14 protein-coding genes are annotated in these 14,678 nt (G+C 36.7%); 1 reads left to right on the top strand and 13 read right to left on the bottom strand.

Annotated elements, in window-relative coordinates; all coding sequences use genetic code 11:
- Window positions 1-86 precede the first annotated feature (86 nt).
- The 9 genes from ACSVH5_RS05665 to mvaD all read right to left on the bottom strand — a co-directional run bounded on the left by ACSVH5_RS05665 (window position 87) and on the right by mvaD (window position 7,747).
- Entirely contained in the window at window positions 87-776 is a 690-nt protein-coding gene (locus ACSVH5_RS05665; RefSeq protein ID WP_438060486.1) for a hypothetical protein, read from the bottom strand.
- A 7-nt stretch (window positions 777-783) separates the two neighbouring features.
- Window positions 784-2,544, bottom strand: coding sequence for a DUF885 domain-containing protein (locus ACSVH5_RS05660; protein ID WP_438060485.1), 1,761 nt, complete (start codon window positions 2,542-2,544; stop codon window positions 784-786).
- Window positions 2,545-2,592: 48 nt separating this feature from the next.
- Window positions 2,593-2,955: a nuclear transport factor 2 family protein gene (locus tag ACSVH5_RS05655; protein ID WP_438060484.1), complete on the bottom strand. Its 363-nt coding sequence runs from the start codon at window positions 2,953-2,955 to the stop codon at window positions 2,593-2,595.
- A gap of 57 nt (window positions 2,956-3,012) precedes the next feature.
- Window positions 3,013-3,915 (bottom strand): pseudouridine synthase, encoded by a 903-nt coding sequence (locus ACSVH5_RS05650; protein ID WP_438060483.1) that lies wholly within the window; start codon window positions 3,913-3,915, stop codon window positions 3,013-3,015.
- 240 nt (window positions 3,916-4,155) lie between these two features.
- Window positions 4,156-5,112, bottom strand: a complete 957-nt coding sequence (locus tag ACSVH5_RS05645; protein WP_438060482.1) for a geranylgeranylglycerol-phosphate geranylgeranyltransferase — start codon at window positions 5,110-5,112, stop codon at window positions 4,156-4,158.
- Between the two features lie 20 nt (window positions 5,113-5,132).
- Window positions 5,133-6,071, bottom strand: coding sequence for a mevalonate kinase family protein (locus tag ACSVH5_RS05640; RefSeq protein WP_438060481.1), 939 nt, complete (start codon window positions 6,069-6,071; stop codon window positions 5,133-5,135).
- A gap of 13 nt (window positions 6,072-6,084) precedes the next feature.
- Window positions 6,085-6,387, bottom strand: a complete 303-nt coding sequence (locus tag ACSVH5_RS05635; RefSeq protein WP_438060480.1) for a type II toxin-antitoxin system RelE/ParE family toxin — start codon at window positions 6,385-6,387, stop codon at window positions 6,085-6,087.
- Window positions 6,387-6,608 (bottom strand): hypothetical protein, encoded by a 222-nt coding sequence (locus ACSVH5_RS05630; protein WP_438060479.1) that lies wholly within the window; start codon window positions 6,606-6,608, stop codon window positions 6,387-6,389. The genes ACSVH5_RS05635 and ACSVH5_RS05630 overlap by 1 nt, the downstream gene beginning before the upstream one ends.
- 44 nt (window positions 6,609-6,652) lie before the next feature.
- On the bottom strand, window positions 6,653-7,747 hold the full coding sequence (gene mvaD / locus ACSVH5_RS05625; protein WP_438060478.1) for a diphosphomevalonate decarboxylase: 1,095 nt from the start codon (window positions 7,745-7,747) through the stop codon (window positions 6,653-6,655).
- A 110-nt stretch (window positions 7,748-7,857) separates the two neighbouring features.
- Between mvaD and ACSVH5_RS05620 the strand changes: the two genes are divergently transcribed.
- Window positions 7,858-8,334: a TspO/MBR family protein gene (locus tag ACSVH5_RS05620; RefSeq protein WP_438060477.1), complete on the top strand. Its 477-nt coding sequence runs from the start codon at window positions 7,858-7,860 to the stop codon at window positions 8,332-8,334.
- 12 nt (window positions 8,335-8,346) lie between these two features.
- Here the strand turns inward: ACSVH5_RS05620 and ACSVH5_RS05615 are convergent, their stop codons facing one another.
- The 4 genes from ACSVH5_RS05615 to ACSVH5_RS05600 all read right to left on the bottom strand — a co-directional run bounded on the left by ACSVH5_RS05615 (window position 8,347) and on the right by ACSVH5_RS05600 (window position 14,645).
- Window positions 8,347-9,552: an NAD(P)/FAD-dependent oxidoreductase gene (locus tag ACSVH5_RS05615; protein WP_438060476.1), complete on the bottom strand. Its 1,206-nt coding sequence runs from the start codon at window positions 9,550-9,552 to the stop codon at window positions 8,347-8,349.
- Window positions 9,549-10,292 carry a glycerophosphodiester phosphodiesterase gene (locus tag ACSVH5_RS05610; protein WP_438060475.1) on the bottom strand — a complete coding sequence of 248 codons (744 nt, stop codon included), beginning with the start codon at window positions 10,290-10,292 and terminating at the stop codon, window positions 9,549-9,551. Before ACSVH5_RS05610 ends, ACSVH5_RS05615 begins: the two co-directional genes overlap by 4 nt.
- Before the next feature lie 321 nt (window positions 10,293-10,613).
- Window positions 10,614-12,278 (bottom strand): alpha-amylase family glycosyl hydrolase, encoded by a 1,665-nt coding sequence (locus ACSVH5_RS05605; RefSeq protein WP_438060474.1) that lies wholly within the window; start codon window positions 12,276-12,278, stop codon window positions 10,614-10,616.
- A 3-nt stretch (window positions 12,279-12,281) separates the two neighbouring features.
- Window positions 12,282-14,645, bottom strand: a complete 2,364-nt coding sequence (locus tag ACSVH5_RS05600) for a TIM-barrel domain-containing protein (protein ID WP_438060473.1) — start codon at window positions 14,643-14,645, stop codon at window positions 12,282-12,284.
- Window positions 14,646-14,678 lie beyond the last annotated feature (33 nt).

The following is a 14,678-nucleotide window of genomic DNA, read 5'->3' as shown; positions in this document are numbered from 1 at the left end:
AGTACCGTATAAGTTTATGATTTGTAAGTAATTAGTGTGGATAATAAAGGGATATTAAAGCATTCAATATCCCTTTATTATTTTTTTTATTGTATGGACTGAACAAATTTTGCTAATTCTATGATGTTTTTTTCGTCATCAAAATCAATTTTTTTGCTTTTGAAGAAATCGTTGATTGCATCTTTTTTGGTAGGAAAGAGTTCAAGAATTCCTCTTTTGTTTCCTGGAATAAGTGTAATTTGATTAGCTGTTAAATTCCAATAATATTCTGGTTTTAATTTTATAAATTGTGCAGGAGAAGGTTCCTGATAAGAACTAGTTGCTTCTTTTGCATTTTGAAGCTTCACTTGATTTTTTCTGTAAACTTCAATTTCTTTGGTTTCCAAAATTTGGATCAAATACCCGAAAATTTCTACTTCATTCTTAATGTATCTTAGCAATTTGATTTTGTTTGCTTTTCCTAGAGGATTGATGGTTAAGTAAGGATCTGCTTTGGTTAGATTATAATTCTTCAAATTGTCAAATTGAACTTCAATTATATCATTTAAAATATTATATCGAATTAAAATTTTTTCTGGAACACCTGAAATTTCAGCAAGAACAAAATCCTCATCAAGATATGGTGATCCTTCAATTTTCTTCAAATCCAATTTATTGTAATCGGGATTTCGAAATAATGCTCCTGGGGATGTTTGTTCTATTCTATGAACTTCTGATTGTGCAGTTGAAATAGAATAAGTCAAGATAGCTAGTACAGTTAAAATTGTTTTTTTCATAATTATTCTATTTTTTATCAATCCAATTATCAATTTTTGTTTCTAGTAATGCCAAAGGCAAGCAACCGGATTCTAATACTTTTTCATGGTATTTTTTAATGTCAAATTGACTTCCCATTTTCTTTTTGGCTTTTTCTCTAAGCTCCATGATTTTCAGTTGACCCATTTTGTAAGAAAGGGCTTGTCCTGGAATGGCCATGTAGCGTTCTATTTCGGCAATAATACTTGCTTCGCTCTCGGCTTCGTTTTCTAGCGAATATTGAATAGCTTGCTCTCTTGTCCAACCTTTGCTGTGCAATCCCGTATCTACTACCAAACGGATGGCGCGATGCATTTCGTTGCCTAACATTCCGAAGTATTGATAAGGATCTTGATACAATCCCAATTCTTTGCCTAAACTTTCGGTGTACAACGCCCAGCCTTCGCCATAGGCACCAAACCAATTGTATTTTCTGAAATCAGGCAAATTCTCATTTTCTTGTTGTAACGAAACCTGAAAATGATGCCCTGGGATGGCTTCATGCAAAAATAAATCTTCGTCACCATATACATTATAGCTTTTAACATCGGGTATAGGTACGTAAAAAATTCCCGGACGACTACCATCTGCTGTGCCTTGATTGTATTCGGCACTAGCTGTTTTTTCTCGAAACGCTTCGGTTCTTCTTACCTCAAATTTGGTTTTGGGTTGCAAGGAAAAGAATTGATTGACTTTCGGTTCAATGATTTTATGTATGCGATTGAAATTAGCAATCACTTCTTCAGGTTGATTAAAAGGCATCAACTCTTTTTTGTTTCGCACTTCTTCAAAAAAAGCCAATAAGCTTCCTTTGAATCCCACTTGTACTTTTACTTTTTCCATTTCCCCTCGAATTCGAGCTACTTCTTTCAATCCTAATTCGTGAATGGCTTCTGGAGTGCTTGTGGTAGTAGTCCATTGTTTGGCATAACTGCTATACAATTTCTTGCCAATAGCAAGACTTCCTATGCCACTTGTAGTTCTGGAAGCGGGTAGGTATTCGGTTTTCAAAAAAGCAGTCATTTTTTGATATTGTGGAACCAGTTTTGTGGTGATTACCGTTTTGTATTTGTTGGCTATATCCTCTTTGGTGTTAGCCGAGAACGAAGCGGGCATGAGTTTTACCGCGGAATAAAATAGATTGTCTTCTACTTTATTGGTAGGCATAGTTTCGAATTGTGGAATCATTTTTAGGGTTAAGGCTTTGGGTAATACCACGCCTTCTTTGATGCCTTTTTTCATGTACACCATTGCCGAATCGATCCATTGGCTGTATAATTCCATTCTTTTTAGGAAATTGGCGTAATCTTTCTCCGTTTTGAACGCCTGTGCTCCAGTACCGCCAGCCATTTGTCCAATAGTTAAATGCGTGCCTTCAAACTGACTAATAGGCATTAAATTAGTAGGGTATTGCAACATTTCTTTGCCCATTGCAATTTCCCATTTCATAATCTCATAGCTGTTGAGTTCTTCTTCGGAAAGAGACGTGGTGTCTATAGTTTGTAATGCCGTTCCGTATTTTGTATAAAAAGCTTCTTGTTTTTTTCGGAACGAATCGGTCATTTCAAATTGCAATTGGTCGTTGTATTCGTTTTGACCGTTTTGAGTAGCGCTTAGTGGATTTAACACATTTTTGTCATCAAAATAACTCTTGGTTAATGCCGTAAAGTCGGTTGACTTCACTTTTTTATTGCAGCTAATTAAAAATATAGATAGTGCAAAAGCAAATAGAAATAGTTTTTTTCTCATTTTGATTAGTTTAGATTATCGTAAAGCTACTTTATTTTTTTTAAAATTTTATCCATGATACACTCTCGAAGCGATAATTTTTTCATTTTTAACTTCTAACACTTCGGCTACTAACAAATCAGTCTCGTTTTCTACCTTTCGGATATACTCCATAAATACTCGATCGCCATTAGCGGTGAGTGATGTTACTTTATAGTGTAAACTAGGAAGTCTCTCAAAAGCTACTTGCCACCAAGATCGTAAGGCCTCTTTACCCGAAATCAAACCTTGGGTTTCAGGTTGACGTACTTTGAGTTTTGGACTAAAATGAACGGCTTCATCATCATAAAGGGAAAGTATTTTTTCTAATTCTTTATTGTTAAAACAATCAAACCATTTGTAGGCTATAGAATTTAGTTTTTCTGAAGTCATAAATTGTTGTAATTAAAAAAATCCCATTGCAACTAGATTGTAATGGGATTGTCTGTTTTAAACGTTTTTCAAATTGATAATTTCTTGATCCGTAAGTAATCGCCAATTGCCTCTCGGTAAATTCTTCTTGGTCAGGCCAGCAAACGAAACACGATCGATGCGCAACACATCATAACTGAATTGTTCAAAAATAGAACGCACCACTTTTACATTCGCAGAACGCAGTTTTAAACCTACTTCGCTTTTGGGTTCATTTTCAATATAAGTCACTTCTTCAACAAAAACGCGGTGCCCATCAATAACAACCCCTTTGCTGATTTTTTCTAAATCTTCAAATTTTAAGTTTTTATCTAAAGAAACTTGGTAGATTTTGGATGATTTCTGATTCGGTAAAGTGAATTTTCGAATCATATCAGTGTCATTGGTAAACAATAACAAACCTGTAGTGTTTTTGTCCATTCTACCAATCGGTGCAATTTTGGAGGTAGTAGATCCTTTTACCAATTCCAATACATTGCGGTATTCTTGACCTTCATCAAGGGCTGTGGTAAAGTTTTTAGGTTTGTTCAACAAGATGTATACTTTCTTCTCTGGAGTCAACACTTTTCCGTCAAAGTTCACCACATCCGTTGGTTTTACTAAGTATCCCATTTCGGTTACAGGAACACCATTTACCTTTACATTACCAGATTGAATGTAAATATCCGCATCACGTCTCGAACAAACGCCCGAGTTCGAAATGTATTTATTCAAACGAATTTCGTCTTTTTCTTTAAGTCTTTTAGCTACTTGATTGGGTTTTTTAACCACTTTGTTGGCCTCTTCTATTTTGGCAGTTGGTTTTGCTTTTTTAGGTCCTTGTGCCCTTTTTTGCATCGCAGGTTTTGGCTTATTCGAATTGGGTCTTGAACCTGCTGGCCTTGCTCCGCCTCGTTTGTTGTTGCCTTCCTTATTATTCATAATAATCTTTAATTTGGTGCAAAGATACTATTTATATCCTTGTGAAACGATTTTCGATAATTAGAAAACGATAACTAACTAATTTATTAGTAGTTAAGTAGTTTTTTTAGTAAGTCGATTTGCTTTAGGAGCTATTTCCTGCTGTCCACTATATCTTTACTGCCGAACCCCGGCAGTAAAGGATGCCGTTCCCATCAGGGCTAGGAATCCTGCACTAAAGAACGTTTTGTTCCAAAGAAATTACTGCTTTAATAACCAGTTTTTACCGTGCCAAAGCACACTTGGGTTAATCAATACAATACAAAAAACGCCCGCTACAATCAAAAATTTTAAGATATTGTGTAATCTAACATACTGAGCCTTGCTATTGGAACGCCATAGAAAACTCAAAAAAAATAGTAGGGCAATCAAACAACTGTAAAAATAACTATCCATATAGCCCACATCATACAATTCAATCAAAATATACACAGGGACCAACGTTAAAACTGTCAATGCTGTGCTGATTTTTTTGGACCAATTTTCTCCATACAACACAGGAATGGTTTGGTAACTATTTACTAAATCGCCTTTCAAATTTTCCAAATCTTTGATTAGTTCCCGAATCAAAATCAATAAAAACAAAAAGGAAGCATGAGCAAAGATTACCGCAAAATGGTCTTTATGCCTTTCCAAATCTTCAATAGAAGTAGGTTTGTAGTAATACAAAAGGATCGCAAAAAATGGCCAAACTGCTAGCAAAGCGGCCGATACATTTCCAATAAAAACCATTTTTTTTAACTTGTGGGAATACAGCCAAATCAAAAAAATGTAAAAAGAAAAAAACAAAAAAGCTCTCCAAGAAATAAATAGCGCCATTAACGCCACGATAAAGTTCAAGGAAAAATACACTTGAAGTTTCGTCTTTTGACTCACAAATCGGTCCAACATCGATTTGTTGGGTCGGTTGATTAAGTCCTTTTGACTGTCGTAGAAGTTATTGATGATGTATCCTGAGGCTATGGCAATCGCTGAAGCAAAAACTAAAATAAAGATGTTATAATCCAATAAAATGCCTAGTGCACGTTGCTCAGGAGCCATAATAAAAATAGCAGACAAATATTGTGCTATAATAATGATGGGAATGTTATATCCTCGAATAACAGAGAACAAACTAACGATTTTTAATAACAATAGCTTTTGCTCTCGTTGCATCATCAATGGCTTCTGAAAGTTTTTTAGAATTGGTATACCACTTCAAGTTTGTAATCTTTTAAAGCTGTTTTAGCGCGTTCCAAGTCTTGTGTAAAACCCAAGATGTAGCCACCCCCTCCTGAACCACAAAGTTTTAAATAGTAGTCATTCGTTTCTATTCCTTGTTGCCAAACTCTGTGAAATTCTTCTGGGATCATTGGTTTAAAATGACTCAACACCACTTTTGATAACTTTTTGGTGTTGGTAAATAAGGATTTGATATCACCTCCCAAGAAATTTTCAACGCAGGCATCGGTATATTTTACAAATTGTGTTTTAAGCATGGTTCTGAAACCTTGATCTTTTAGATTTTCCATGAATATGTTTACCATAGGAGCGGTTTCTCCTACAATGCCAGAATCTAGCAAAAACACAGCGCCTTTGCCGTCAAAACTTTGAGTTGGAATGCCTGTTGCTTCAATATTGTCTTTAGAGTTGATTAAAATCGGAATGCTTAAATAGCTATTTAATGGGTCTAAACCAGAACTTTTTCCATGGAAAAAGCTTTCCATTTGAGAGAAAATGTTTTTCAAGGCTAATAATTTCTCACGCGTTAAGTTTTCTAAAACCGTGATTTTATGTTGTGCGTATTTGTCATAAATAGCCGCTACCAAAGCCCCACTACTGCCTACACCATAGCCTTGCGGAATGCTAGAATCAAAAAACATTCCCTCGTTTACGTCTTTTTGCAAAGTTGCAATATCAAATTGAACCAAATCCGGTTGCTCTGTTTGTAAGGACTCCAAATAGGTTACAAATCGTTTCAAATGACCATTTGACGCTATCGCATCTAGTGAAGGATGCTCCTCTTTTTTAAGGGCACCGTTGTAAAAGTTATAGGGAATAGACAATCCTTTCGAGTCTTGAATAATTCCGTACTCTCCGAAAAGTAATATTTTTGAGTAAAATAAAGGTCCTTTCATACGTATAGTGCTATTATTTTATTTTCTTAATTTTTGTTGGGTCTTGTCTGGTGTCGAACACGGCTACCACAACGATATGTTTATTGTTAAAATGATAAAAAAGAGTAGTTTGCTTAGTAATCACTCCTTTTCGGATTTTTCTATTAAAACGAGAAACAGGAAATAACTCTGGATTATCAACTAGTAGCTGTAAAATATCATTTATTTTGTTAGCAAATTTTATTTTGGTGTTTTCATTCCATTTTGATTGCAAGAAATCAAAAATAGTTTTCATTTCTGATTGCGCTTTTGGCGTGATTACAACCGTTCTTTTCATTACTTCAAATAAGGTTTGATAAATTCATCAAACGAAACGAACTCACCATTTTCATATTCTTTCAATGACGCATTGATTTCAAACTGTTGCTCTTGTGTCAATTCTTCCCAAAAATCTTTATTCGAAGCATTGAAAATCTTTTTTATAGAAGCTATAATAGTCGCATCATTGGTTGCTTCCAATAATTTGATTAATTCCAGTTTTTCTAATTCGATATCCATAACCGTTGCATTAGAGATAGGTTTCAAAGATAGCAAAAAACAGTTTACAATGTTGCGGCACCAAACCCAATTTGGTCACAAAGGTACTGACCATTTTGACAATAGCCAACTAATTCATTCTTAATAAATTGTAAAACCTTTTCTTTGGTATGTTCTGGGTACAAAACATGTACATTCGCCCCGGCATCTAAGGTGAAACAAACGGGTATGTTGGTTTCCTTTCTAAACTTCCAAATGGTGTTGATAATCTGTAGGGTGTTTGGTTTCATCAAAATGAAATACGGCATAGAAGTCATCATCATCGCGTGCAAGGTCAAGGCCTCGCTTTCTACAATTTTGATGAAGGCCTCCAAATCACCTGTTTCGAATATTGGAATCAATTGGTCAATATTCTCATGCGCTTGTTCAAAACGACGTTCAGCAAAAGGATGATTATGCATCAAATCATGACCCACTGTACTCGATACTTGTTTTTCGCCTTTGTCAACCAATAAAATCGTGTCTTGATAGTTTTCAAAAACCGAGTGTACTTTTCCTGAAAAAGGCACTCCAAAAAGGTTGGAACTTCCTTCAATATTCTCTTGATTGCCCCAAACTACCAAATTTCCTTTTATACTTCTACACGCACTACCTGAGCCTAAACGAGCTAAAAAAGACGCTTTTTGATAGAAATATTCTTCAGTCATTTCAGGGTGTAATTCTTTTTCAATACTCATAAAATTCATTGCCAAAGCCGCCATCCCCGAAGCCGAAGAAGCAATTCCAGAACTGTGCGGAAAGGTGTTTTGGGTATTGATGGTGAAATGATAGTCTTTCAAAAAGGGCATATAAGGTGCTATTCGCTCCAAAAATTTCTGAATTTTTGGCTTAAATTCTTCTTTGGGCTGCCCTTCAAAAAGCAAGTCAAAAGACCAATTGTCTTGATTTACTTTTTTTTCAAAAGCTACACTGGTTATAGTTTTACAGTTATTTAGTGTAAAACTTATAGATGGATTGGCCGGTATTTGATGTCCCAAATCGTCTCTTTTTCCCCAATACTTAACTAAAGCAATGTTACTTGGAGCACTCCATTGAAAAATGCCTTTTTCTATGTTGTGTGTATAAGGCGTTGTTGGAATAAAATCGTTGGTAGCAGTCATAGAAGATAAAATTTGCGCAAAGATACTTTTTTTGGCTATTTCTTTATTTGTTTATTGGCTATTCTTTTGAATCCTTTTTCCTATTTTTGGAATCTTTAAAAATCATTCTAATGAATAAAATTACCCGAATTCTTACCGTAGTAGTCACTTGTTTGGTAATAGGTTATTTTTCAAGTACAGTTACCAAAGCCGCTATTTTAGATTGGTATCCTACATTAGTAAAACCTTCTTTTAATCCACCTAATTGGGTTTTTGCGCCCGTTTGGAGTTTGTTGTATGTGATGATGGGTGTTGCCGCGGGTTTGGTTTGGGATAAAATTGAATGGAATCGACCGATTGTCAAAAAAGCTTTGACGCTTTTTGCGATACAATTGGCCTTAAATGCTTTGTGGTCGTATTTGTTTTTTGGATTGCATAATCCTTTTTTAGCAGGAATCGAGATTGTCTTATTGTGGTTGATGATTTATGAAACCTATCTTCAGTTTGCTAAAATCAATAAAATGGCAGGCTATTTATTGTTGCCTTATTTGGCTTGGGTAAGTTTTGCTACTGTATTAAATATAAGTATTTGGTGGTTGAATAAATAATTGTAAAAACAATTACCCCACAGCATTCGCCACAATAAACCCACTCGTCCAAGCATTTTGAAAATTGAATCCGCCTGTGATGGCGTCGATATTGACAATTTCGCCTGCAAAATAAAGGTTGGGGTGGATTTTACTTTCCATGGTTTTAAAGTTGATCTCCTTTAAATCAATGCCGCCAGCAGTAACAAATTCTTCTTTGAAAGTGCTTTTACCATTGATTTGGAAAACACCATTGGTGAGCTGTTGTGCCAAGTGTTGCAATTGCGTTTTGGACAAATCGGCCCATTTGGTTTCAGCGCTGATACCAGCAGCCAATACCAAACTTTCCCACAAACGATTGGTGAGTTCAAACGGTGATTTTTTGGCGACTGTTTTTTTGGCTTGTTCTTGTTTAAGGGTTTTCAATTGCGAGATGGCTTGTTCGGTATCGATAGTATTGAGCCAATTCACCAAAAGGGTAAATTGATAGTTTTTGTCGTGCAAAATGCGGGCACCCCAAGCGGATAGTTTCAAAATAGCGGGGCCGCTCATACCCCAATGGGTAATCAAAAGTGGTCCAGTGGCTTCGAGTTTGGTGTCTTTTACTCTCACGGTTACTTTTGCTGAAACGCCTGGCAATTCTTTGATTCGGGTGTCTTTGCTGTTAAAGGTGAATAAAGAGGGCACGGGTGGAATGATAGCATGACCTAAGGTTTGGAGCATGTCCCAAATTTTGGTATTACTTCCCGTAGCTAAAATCAACTTCTCGGCTTGATAATTTTGATTTTGGGTGTCAATTTTCCAGTAGTTGTCTTTTTTGAAAATGGATTGCACACTCTGGCCCGTGAGTACTTTTATACCTAATTGTTGGGTGGCTTTAAGAAAACAATCAATAATGGTTTGCGATGAGTTCGAAACGGGAAACATTCGACCGTCTTCTTCAATTTTGAGGGCTACACCGTGGCGTTCAAACCACTCGATCGTGTCACCAGAGCAAAATTGATGGAAAGGACCTCGCAATTCTTTTTCGCCTCTTGGGTAAAATTTTACGAGTTCGTTAGGTTCAAAACAAGCGTGGGTTACATTGCAACGACCGCCACCCGAAATGCGCACTTTGCCCAGCACTTCGGCACCACGTTCTAAAATGGCCACTTTGGCTTTTGGATTTCTTTCTACTATGTTGATGGCAGTAAAAAAACCTGCAGCGCCACCCCCCACAATTAAACAGTCGTACATCATCGTAATCTTTCGGGGAAATTACAAAAAATTCCATCGACACCCAATGCGATCATCTTTTTAATGTCCTCAGGGTTGTTTACGGTGTACGTGTTGATTTTAAATCCTTCTTGGTGAATGCGTTTTACATTTTCGGGCGTGAGGGTTTTGAACCAAGGATTGATGGAGGTTGCCTTTAATTGATGTGCTATTGGGAGTGCGTCTAGCGGATTTTCTTCAGTTAAGACGTCGATGGCTATTTTGGAATCGAGTTTTCGATAGGTTGCTAATTCGTTCCAAAGGAAACTGGAGATGATAAAATCTTTTGTCTTCCAACCTTTTTTAATAAAAGCCTTGACGATTTTGTGTGTAGCTTCGGCAGTATTTTTGCCTTTTAATTCGATATTTAAAGGGACTTTTCGGTCGATGGTGGAGATGATTTCTTCTAGCGTTGGAATGTGATGTCCGCCTTTTACGATTACTTTTTGCAAGGCTTCGTAAGTATAGTTTTCTATCGGACCTTTTGCATTGGTGAGGCTGTCCAAAATATCGTCGTGAAACACCATAACTTCACCAGTTTTGATGACAAACACATCAATCTCGATGCGGTCGACGCCCATCGCTACTGCTTTTTTAATCGCGGGAACGGTGTTTTGGGTTTCGTGTCCCATAGCACCTCTATGGCCTATGTTGAGTGGTTTGTGCATGGTTTTACAACTACTTACTAAAATAAAGATAATCAAAAGATAGGCGGGAAGTTTCATTTTTTTTCTTTTGGTCTAAAATAGGAAAAAGCAATTACTTCTTTGATAAATAGTAAGTTATCATTGTTTTATGTTTTTTGTGAAATTAACCGCAAGGTTCGCAAAGATTTACGCAAGGAACGCAAGGTAAAAAGTATTTTCTAGCGTTACTTTGTGGGAAAAGTAACCCCAAGGTGCGCAAAGACTTACCCAAGGAATACAAAGTACAAAAGTATTTTTTCTCTCTCTTTATAAAAAAAATAACCGCAAATTCGCAAATTTATTTTCCTAACAGAGGATTAAAATTTGCGAATTTGCGGTGTTTGAATTCTTATGAAATTTCTATTTTTTAGCCTCTAAAAGCACAAAAGTAAAATTAGAATTGATAGTCACTTTTCCATTGGTCACTTTTGCTTCTTGATTAGAATAGGCATCGCGAAGTAGCGTTCCCTCTGCGAAAATGGTGCCAACGGGTATTTCTTTGGTTCCAAGATTCACATCTAAAGCAATGACCACTTGGTCAGTAAAGTTTCCATTTGAAAAATAACGGCTAAAGGTATAAGGAGTTGCCGCAATTTGTTTGTGAACTCCAGCGCCAATTGCAGGATGGTTTTTTCTGAATTGTCCTAATTTTTGCCAATGTGCCAATGTTTTTTGCGTTTCAGGATTGGTTTTGATGGCTTTCCAATTCATAAACGAGCGCAAAGTGGCATCTCCCTGTGTGCCTTCGATAACCAATGAACGCCCAGATTCATCACCATAATACACTTGCGAAATTCCAGGTGAAAGCAATAGTTTTGTCCCGCTTTCGATAGTTTTTTCTCTTTTCGCATCGAATGGACCACCATCATCGTGAGAGGATAAATAATTCAAAACGCTATACCCTTGCAACTCATTGTTCAGTTTGGAAGAGTATTTAGAAAAGATGAATTCATAGTCTTTTTGAGCATCCCATTTGAACTCAAAATTGATCATATTGTTGAAGCCATTTTGAAAATAATTGATTTTTTTGTCTCCAAAATCAAATTCTTGTCCACCACTAATGCCATAGTTGTACACTTCTGCTATGGTAAAGAAATTGTTGTTGTCTAACACTTTAGATGGGTTGTTTTTCTTCCAAACTTCAGATGCATATTGGCATTCTTTTTGGAATTCGCCCCAAACTTTAGCGTCGGTGTGTTTTACCGTATCAGCACGGTAGCCATCGATTCCAAATTCAACGATATAATCCGTCAACCATTTGATGATGTAATATTTTGGTGCTCTTGGGTAGCCCGTTCTTTTGAAAAATGCATCTAAAGAAGCCATTTCTTTTTCGTAACGGCCTTCTTTTTTCCATTTATCTATTAAGAAAGGAGGTAGCGCTACTTCTTTTTCGCTTTCGGTTTTTACGTCTGGAAGATTGGCTACTAGCGTACAAGCTGTGGTTCCATCGAAAGTTTTGTAATCGCATTGAGGAGATGTTCTTACCCAGTCGCTAGGCCAAACGGGATCCTTGGCTGTTACGGGTCCGGTGTGATTGATCACGCCATCTAACACAATACGGATTCCTTTGGCGTGTGCTTTGCTAACCAAATCTGCTAAGTCTTTTTTGGTGCCATAATTGGGATCTAAAGCCGTCCAATCTTTGGCCCAATACCCGTGAAATCCATAACTTAAACCCGTTCCTTCGTCTACAGCATCGTGAATCTGTTCTACAATTGGCGTAAACCAAATAGCATTGATTCCGAGTTTAGTAAAGTAACCTTCTTCGATTTTTTGGGTAATACCTTTAATAGTTCCTCCTTCAAATCCACGCAATTTTCCTGTAGTTTTGGTTCGGTCGAAATGAATTTCTTTCTTATCGTTGTCGTCATTAAAACGGTCCGTCATCAAGAAATACAAATTGGCTCCTTCCCAAATAAAGGGCGTTGTTTCTTTTTTGGGAGAACTCTTTTTTTGTGCATTAGTATAACCACAAAACAAGGAAGATAGGGCGAGTGTTAGTGCTAAAGCTTTATTTTTCATTATTTATTGAATTTGAATGATGGTTGATTTGTCTTTGTTTACAGGAATTGAAACAGTTATAGTGTTCGATTCTTTTGTGAATGGTGTTGCTACTCCGTTTACTTTTACTTGAGTGATAGTAGTAGCATTGTGCAACACAAGATTGGCTTTTTTGTCTTTTGAACCGAAGGTTTTTCCAATTTGTGTTGCAACGGTTATAGTCGTCACTTTATTTTTAGTTGAGGCTTTGAAAGATAGCATTTCATAATTGCCTTTTTCAAAAGCATTGGCCGTTAGGCCATCATCATTGTAGAGTTTGCCTTCGCTATTTGGTGTTTTCTCATCCATATAATAATGCAAGTCAAAAGTATCCAAGCTGTATTTTGTGGTATTTTGAATGGTTTTAATCCTTGGAATAAAAGCGCCTCCACGAACAAAAACAGGGATATGATCTGTTGCAGTAGCTACTTCGGCAAAAGAACCTCCTATGTATTTGCTGTCGTTGTAAAAATCGAACCAATTGTTGTTTTTTGGAAAGTATACCGTAGCCGATGTTTTTCCAGCATCGGTTATGGGTTGTACCAAGAAATCATTACCCCATAAATAAGTATCAGAGGTAGTTTGTAATTGTTGATTTTCGGGTTCTTCAAAAAACAAAGGACGCATCAATGGAGTACCTTTTTGGTTATTTTCGAAAGCCAAAGTGTAATTGTAAGGCAGCAATTGGTATCTCAATTCTACTTGTTTTTTGGCATTGGCTTTGGTGACAATATCTTTAAAAACAGGTTCAGAAGCCACATCTTCTTGCGCGTGAGGTCTGAAAATAGGCTGAAAAACGCCGTATTGTAGCCATCTAGTATACAATTCATTGTCAAAATAATCGCCAGCAAAACCTCCTAAATCCGAGTGCATATAGCCCATTCCTTGCATTCCCATTTGCAAAGAAATTTCGGTTTGTGGTTTTAATCCACCCCAAGTTCTGCTAACATCACCGGACCATGGCATCATACCAAAACGTTGTGAACCCGAATATCCAGCACGCATTAAGATAAAAGGTCTCGTGTTAGAGAATTCTTTTTGGAAACCTTCTGCAATGAGTTGCGCCCAATTGTGTCCGTAAATATTGTGTACTTCATCTGCCGAGCCACCGCTTGTAATTGCTGCAGAAGGGAAAACTTCGGGTTCACCCAAATCGCCCCACAAACCACCAACACCTTGGTTGATTAACGTTTTGTATAGATTCCAAAACCATTGTTTACCTTCAGGTTTAAAAATATCGACTATTCCGGTGTTGCCAAAATAGAAATCATAAGTAAATGGTTTTCCTTCTTTGTCAACGGCTAAGACTTTTTTATCTGCGGCTTCTTTCCATTTTGAAGAGGTTGTTAAAATAAAGGGTTCAGTAATCACTACTGTTTTAACTCCTTTTTTATTTAAATCCTCCATCATTTTAGTGGGATTAGGAAAATTATCTTTGTCCCAATCCAAGTTACCCATCGTTCCTTGTACCGTTTTTCCAAACCAATACAAATCAAGAATAATGGCGTCTACTGGAATTTCGTCTTTAATGTATTTATCTATAGTTTTATTGACTTCGGCTTCGGTATGGTAACCAAATCGGCTAGAAAAATTACCCAAAGTCCAACGAGCAGGTAATGGTTGTTTTCCCGTTAGATTGGTATAGTTGTCAATCAAATCTATCCAAGAGTCCCCCGCAATTACTTGATAAGTTTTTCTTCCAGAAATGGTTTCGTACGCTAGCGTATTATTTTTTTGGCTGTCCAAATCCAAATAGCCAATAGGCGCATTGTCAAAATGAACCGCATAGATTTTGGATGATAGTACCAAAGGCATAGTGAAATTCATCAATTCAGAATGCGTTTCGTAGCCGTAGTGTGCTCTGTTGTACAATTGAAGGCGATTGCCGCGGCGGTTCATTCCTAAAACTCTAGCGCCGCCTCCATATAATACTTCGGTAGCGTCTAAGTTGAAATCTAGAATTTCATTGTTTTCCTTTTTGAAATAGCCTGTTTTTTCCGAAATCAGTTCTTTGTTTTTGTACAAGTAGCTTATTTTAAAAGGTGTTTTTTCAATAACGACCACAATACCAGCAGTTGCCATTTGAATGGAAGTTGGAGTTGTGGTAATTTTGAGGCTGACCTTTTGGGGCGACGCTACTATGGCATGTGATTTGGAATTGGCTTTTTCTCCATTTGGAACAAATGAAGTAGAAATGATTTTATCAGAATACGGTTGAAAAGTATACACACCATCTGAAGTAGTAACTTCAAGAGATTGATTGGTTTTTTTGAAACTTTCAAACTTTCGATTAGCATTTTGTGCTAATGCTAGTGAGCTGAATAACAGAAATACGATTATTTTTCTCATTTTTTTAAATTTTAAACCCTTTCAAAGCGGACT

The sequence above is a fragment of the Flavobacterium sp. RSSA_27 genome (genome assembly GCF_051547125.1).
GTDB lineage: Bacteria > Bacteroidota > Bacteroidia > Flavobacteriales > Flavobacteriaceae > Flavobacterium.
This window is presented reverse-complemented; position numbering and strand designations above follow the sequence as displayed.

What these genes read in the sequence shown, in the direction of transcription:
- ACSVH5_RS05665 (WP_438060486.1), bottom strand. Translation starts at nt 776, where the DNA reads ATGAAAAAAACAATTTTAACTGTACTAGCTATCTTGACTTATTCTATT.
- ACSVH5_RS05660 (WP_438060485.1), bottom strand. Translation starts at nt 2,544, where the DNA reads ATGAGAAAAAAACTATTTCTATTTGCTTTTGCACTATCTATATTTTTA.
- ACSVH5_RS05655 (WP_438060484.1), bottom strand. Translation starts at nt 2,955, where the DNA reads ATGACTTCAGAAAAACTAAATTCTATAGCCTACAAATGGTTTGATTGT.
- ACSVH5_RS05650 (WP_438060483.1), bottom strand. Translation starts at nt 3,915, where the DNA reads ATGAATAATAAGGAAGGCAACAACAAACGAGGCGGAGCAAGGCCAGCA.
- ACSVH5_RS05645 (WP_438060482.1), bottom strand. Translation starts at nt 5,112, where the DNA reads ATGATGCAACGAGAGCAAAAGCTATTGTTATTAAAAATCGTTAGTTTG.
- ACSVH5_RS05640 (WP_438060481.1), bottom strand. Translation starts at nt 6,071, where the DNA reads ATGAAAGGACCTTTATTTTACTCAAAAATATTACTTTTCGGAGAGTAC.
- ACSVH5_RS05635 (WP_438060480.1), bottom strand. Translation starts at nt 6,387, where the DNA reads ATGAAAAGAACGGTTGTAATCACGCCAAAAGCGCAATCAGAAATGAAA.
- ACSVH5_RS05630 (WP_438060479.1), bottom strand. Translation starts at nt 6,608, where the DNA reads ATGGATATCGAATTAGAAAAACTGGAATTAATCAAATTATTGGAAGCA.
- mvaD (WP_438060478.1), bottom strand. Translation starts at nt 7,747, where the DNA reads ATGACTGCTACCAACGATTTTATTCCAACAACGCCTTATACACACAAC.
- ACSVH5_RS05620 (WP_438060477.1), top strand. Translation starts at nt 7,858, where the DNA reads ATGAATAAAATTACCCGAATTCTTACCGTAGTAGTCACTTGTTTGGTA.
- ACSVH5_RS05615 (WP_438060476.1), bottom strand. Translation starts at nt 9,552, where the DNA reads ATGATGTACGACTGTTTAATTGTGGGGGGTGGCGCTGCAGGTTTTTTT.
- ACSVH5_RS05610 (WP_438060475.1), bottom strand. Translation starts at nt 10,292, where the DNA reads ATGAAACTTCCCGCCTATCTTTTGATTATCTTTATTTTAGTAAGTAGT.
- ACSVH5_RS05605 (WP_438060474.1), bottom strand. Translation starts at nt 12,278, where the DNA reads ATGAAAAATAAAGCTTTAGCACTAACACTCGCCCTATCTTCCTTGTTT.
- ACSVH5_RS05600 (WP_438060473.1), bottom strand. Translation starts at nt 14,645, where the DNA reads ATGAGAAAAATAATCGTATTTCTGTTATTCAGCTCACTAGCATTAGCA.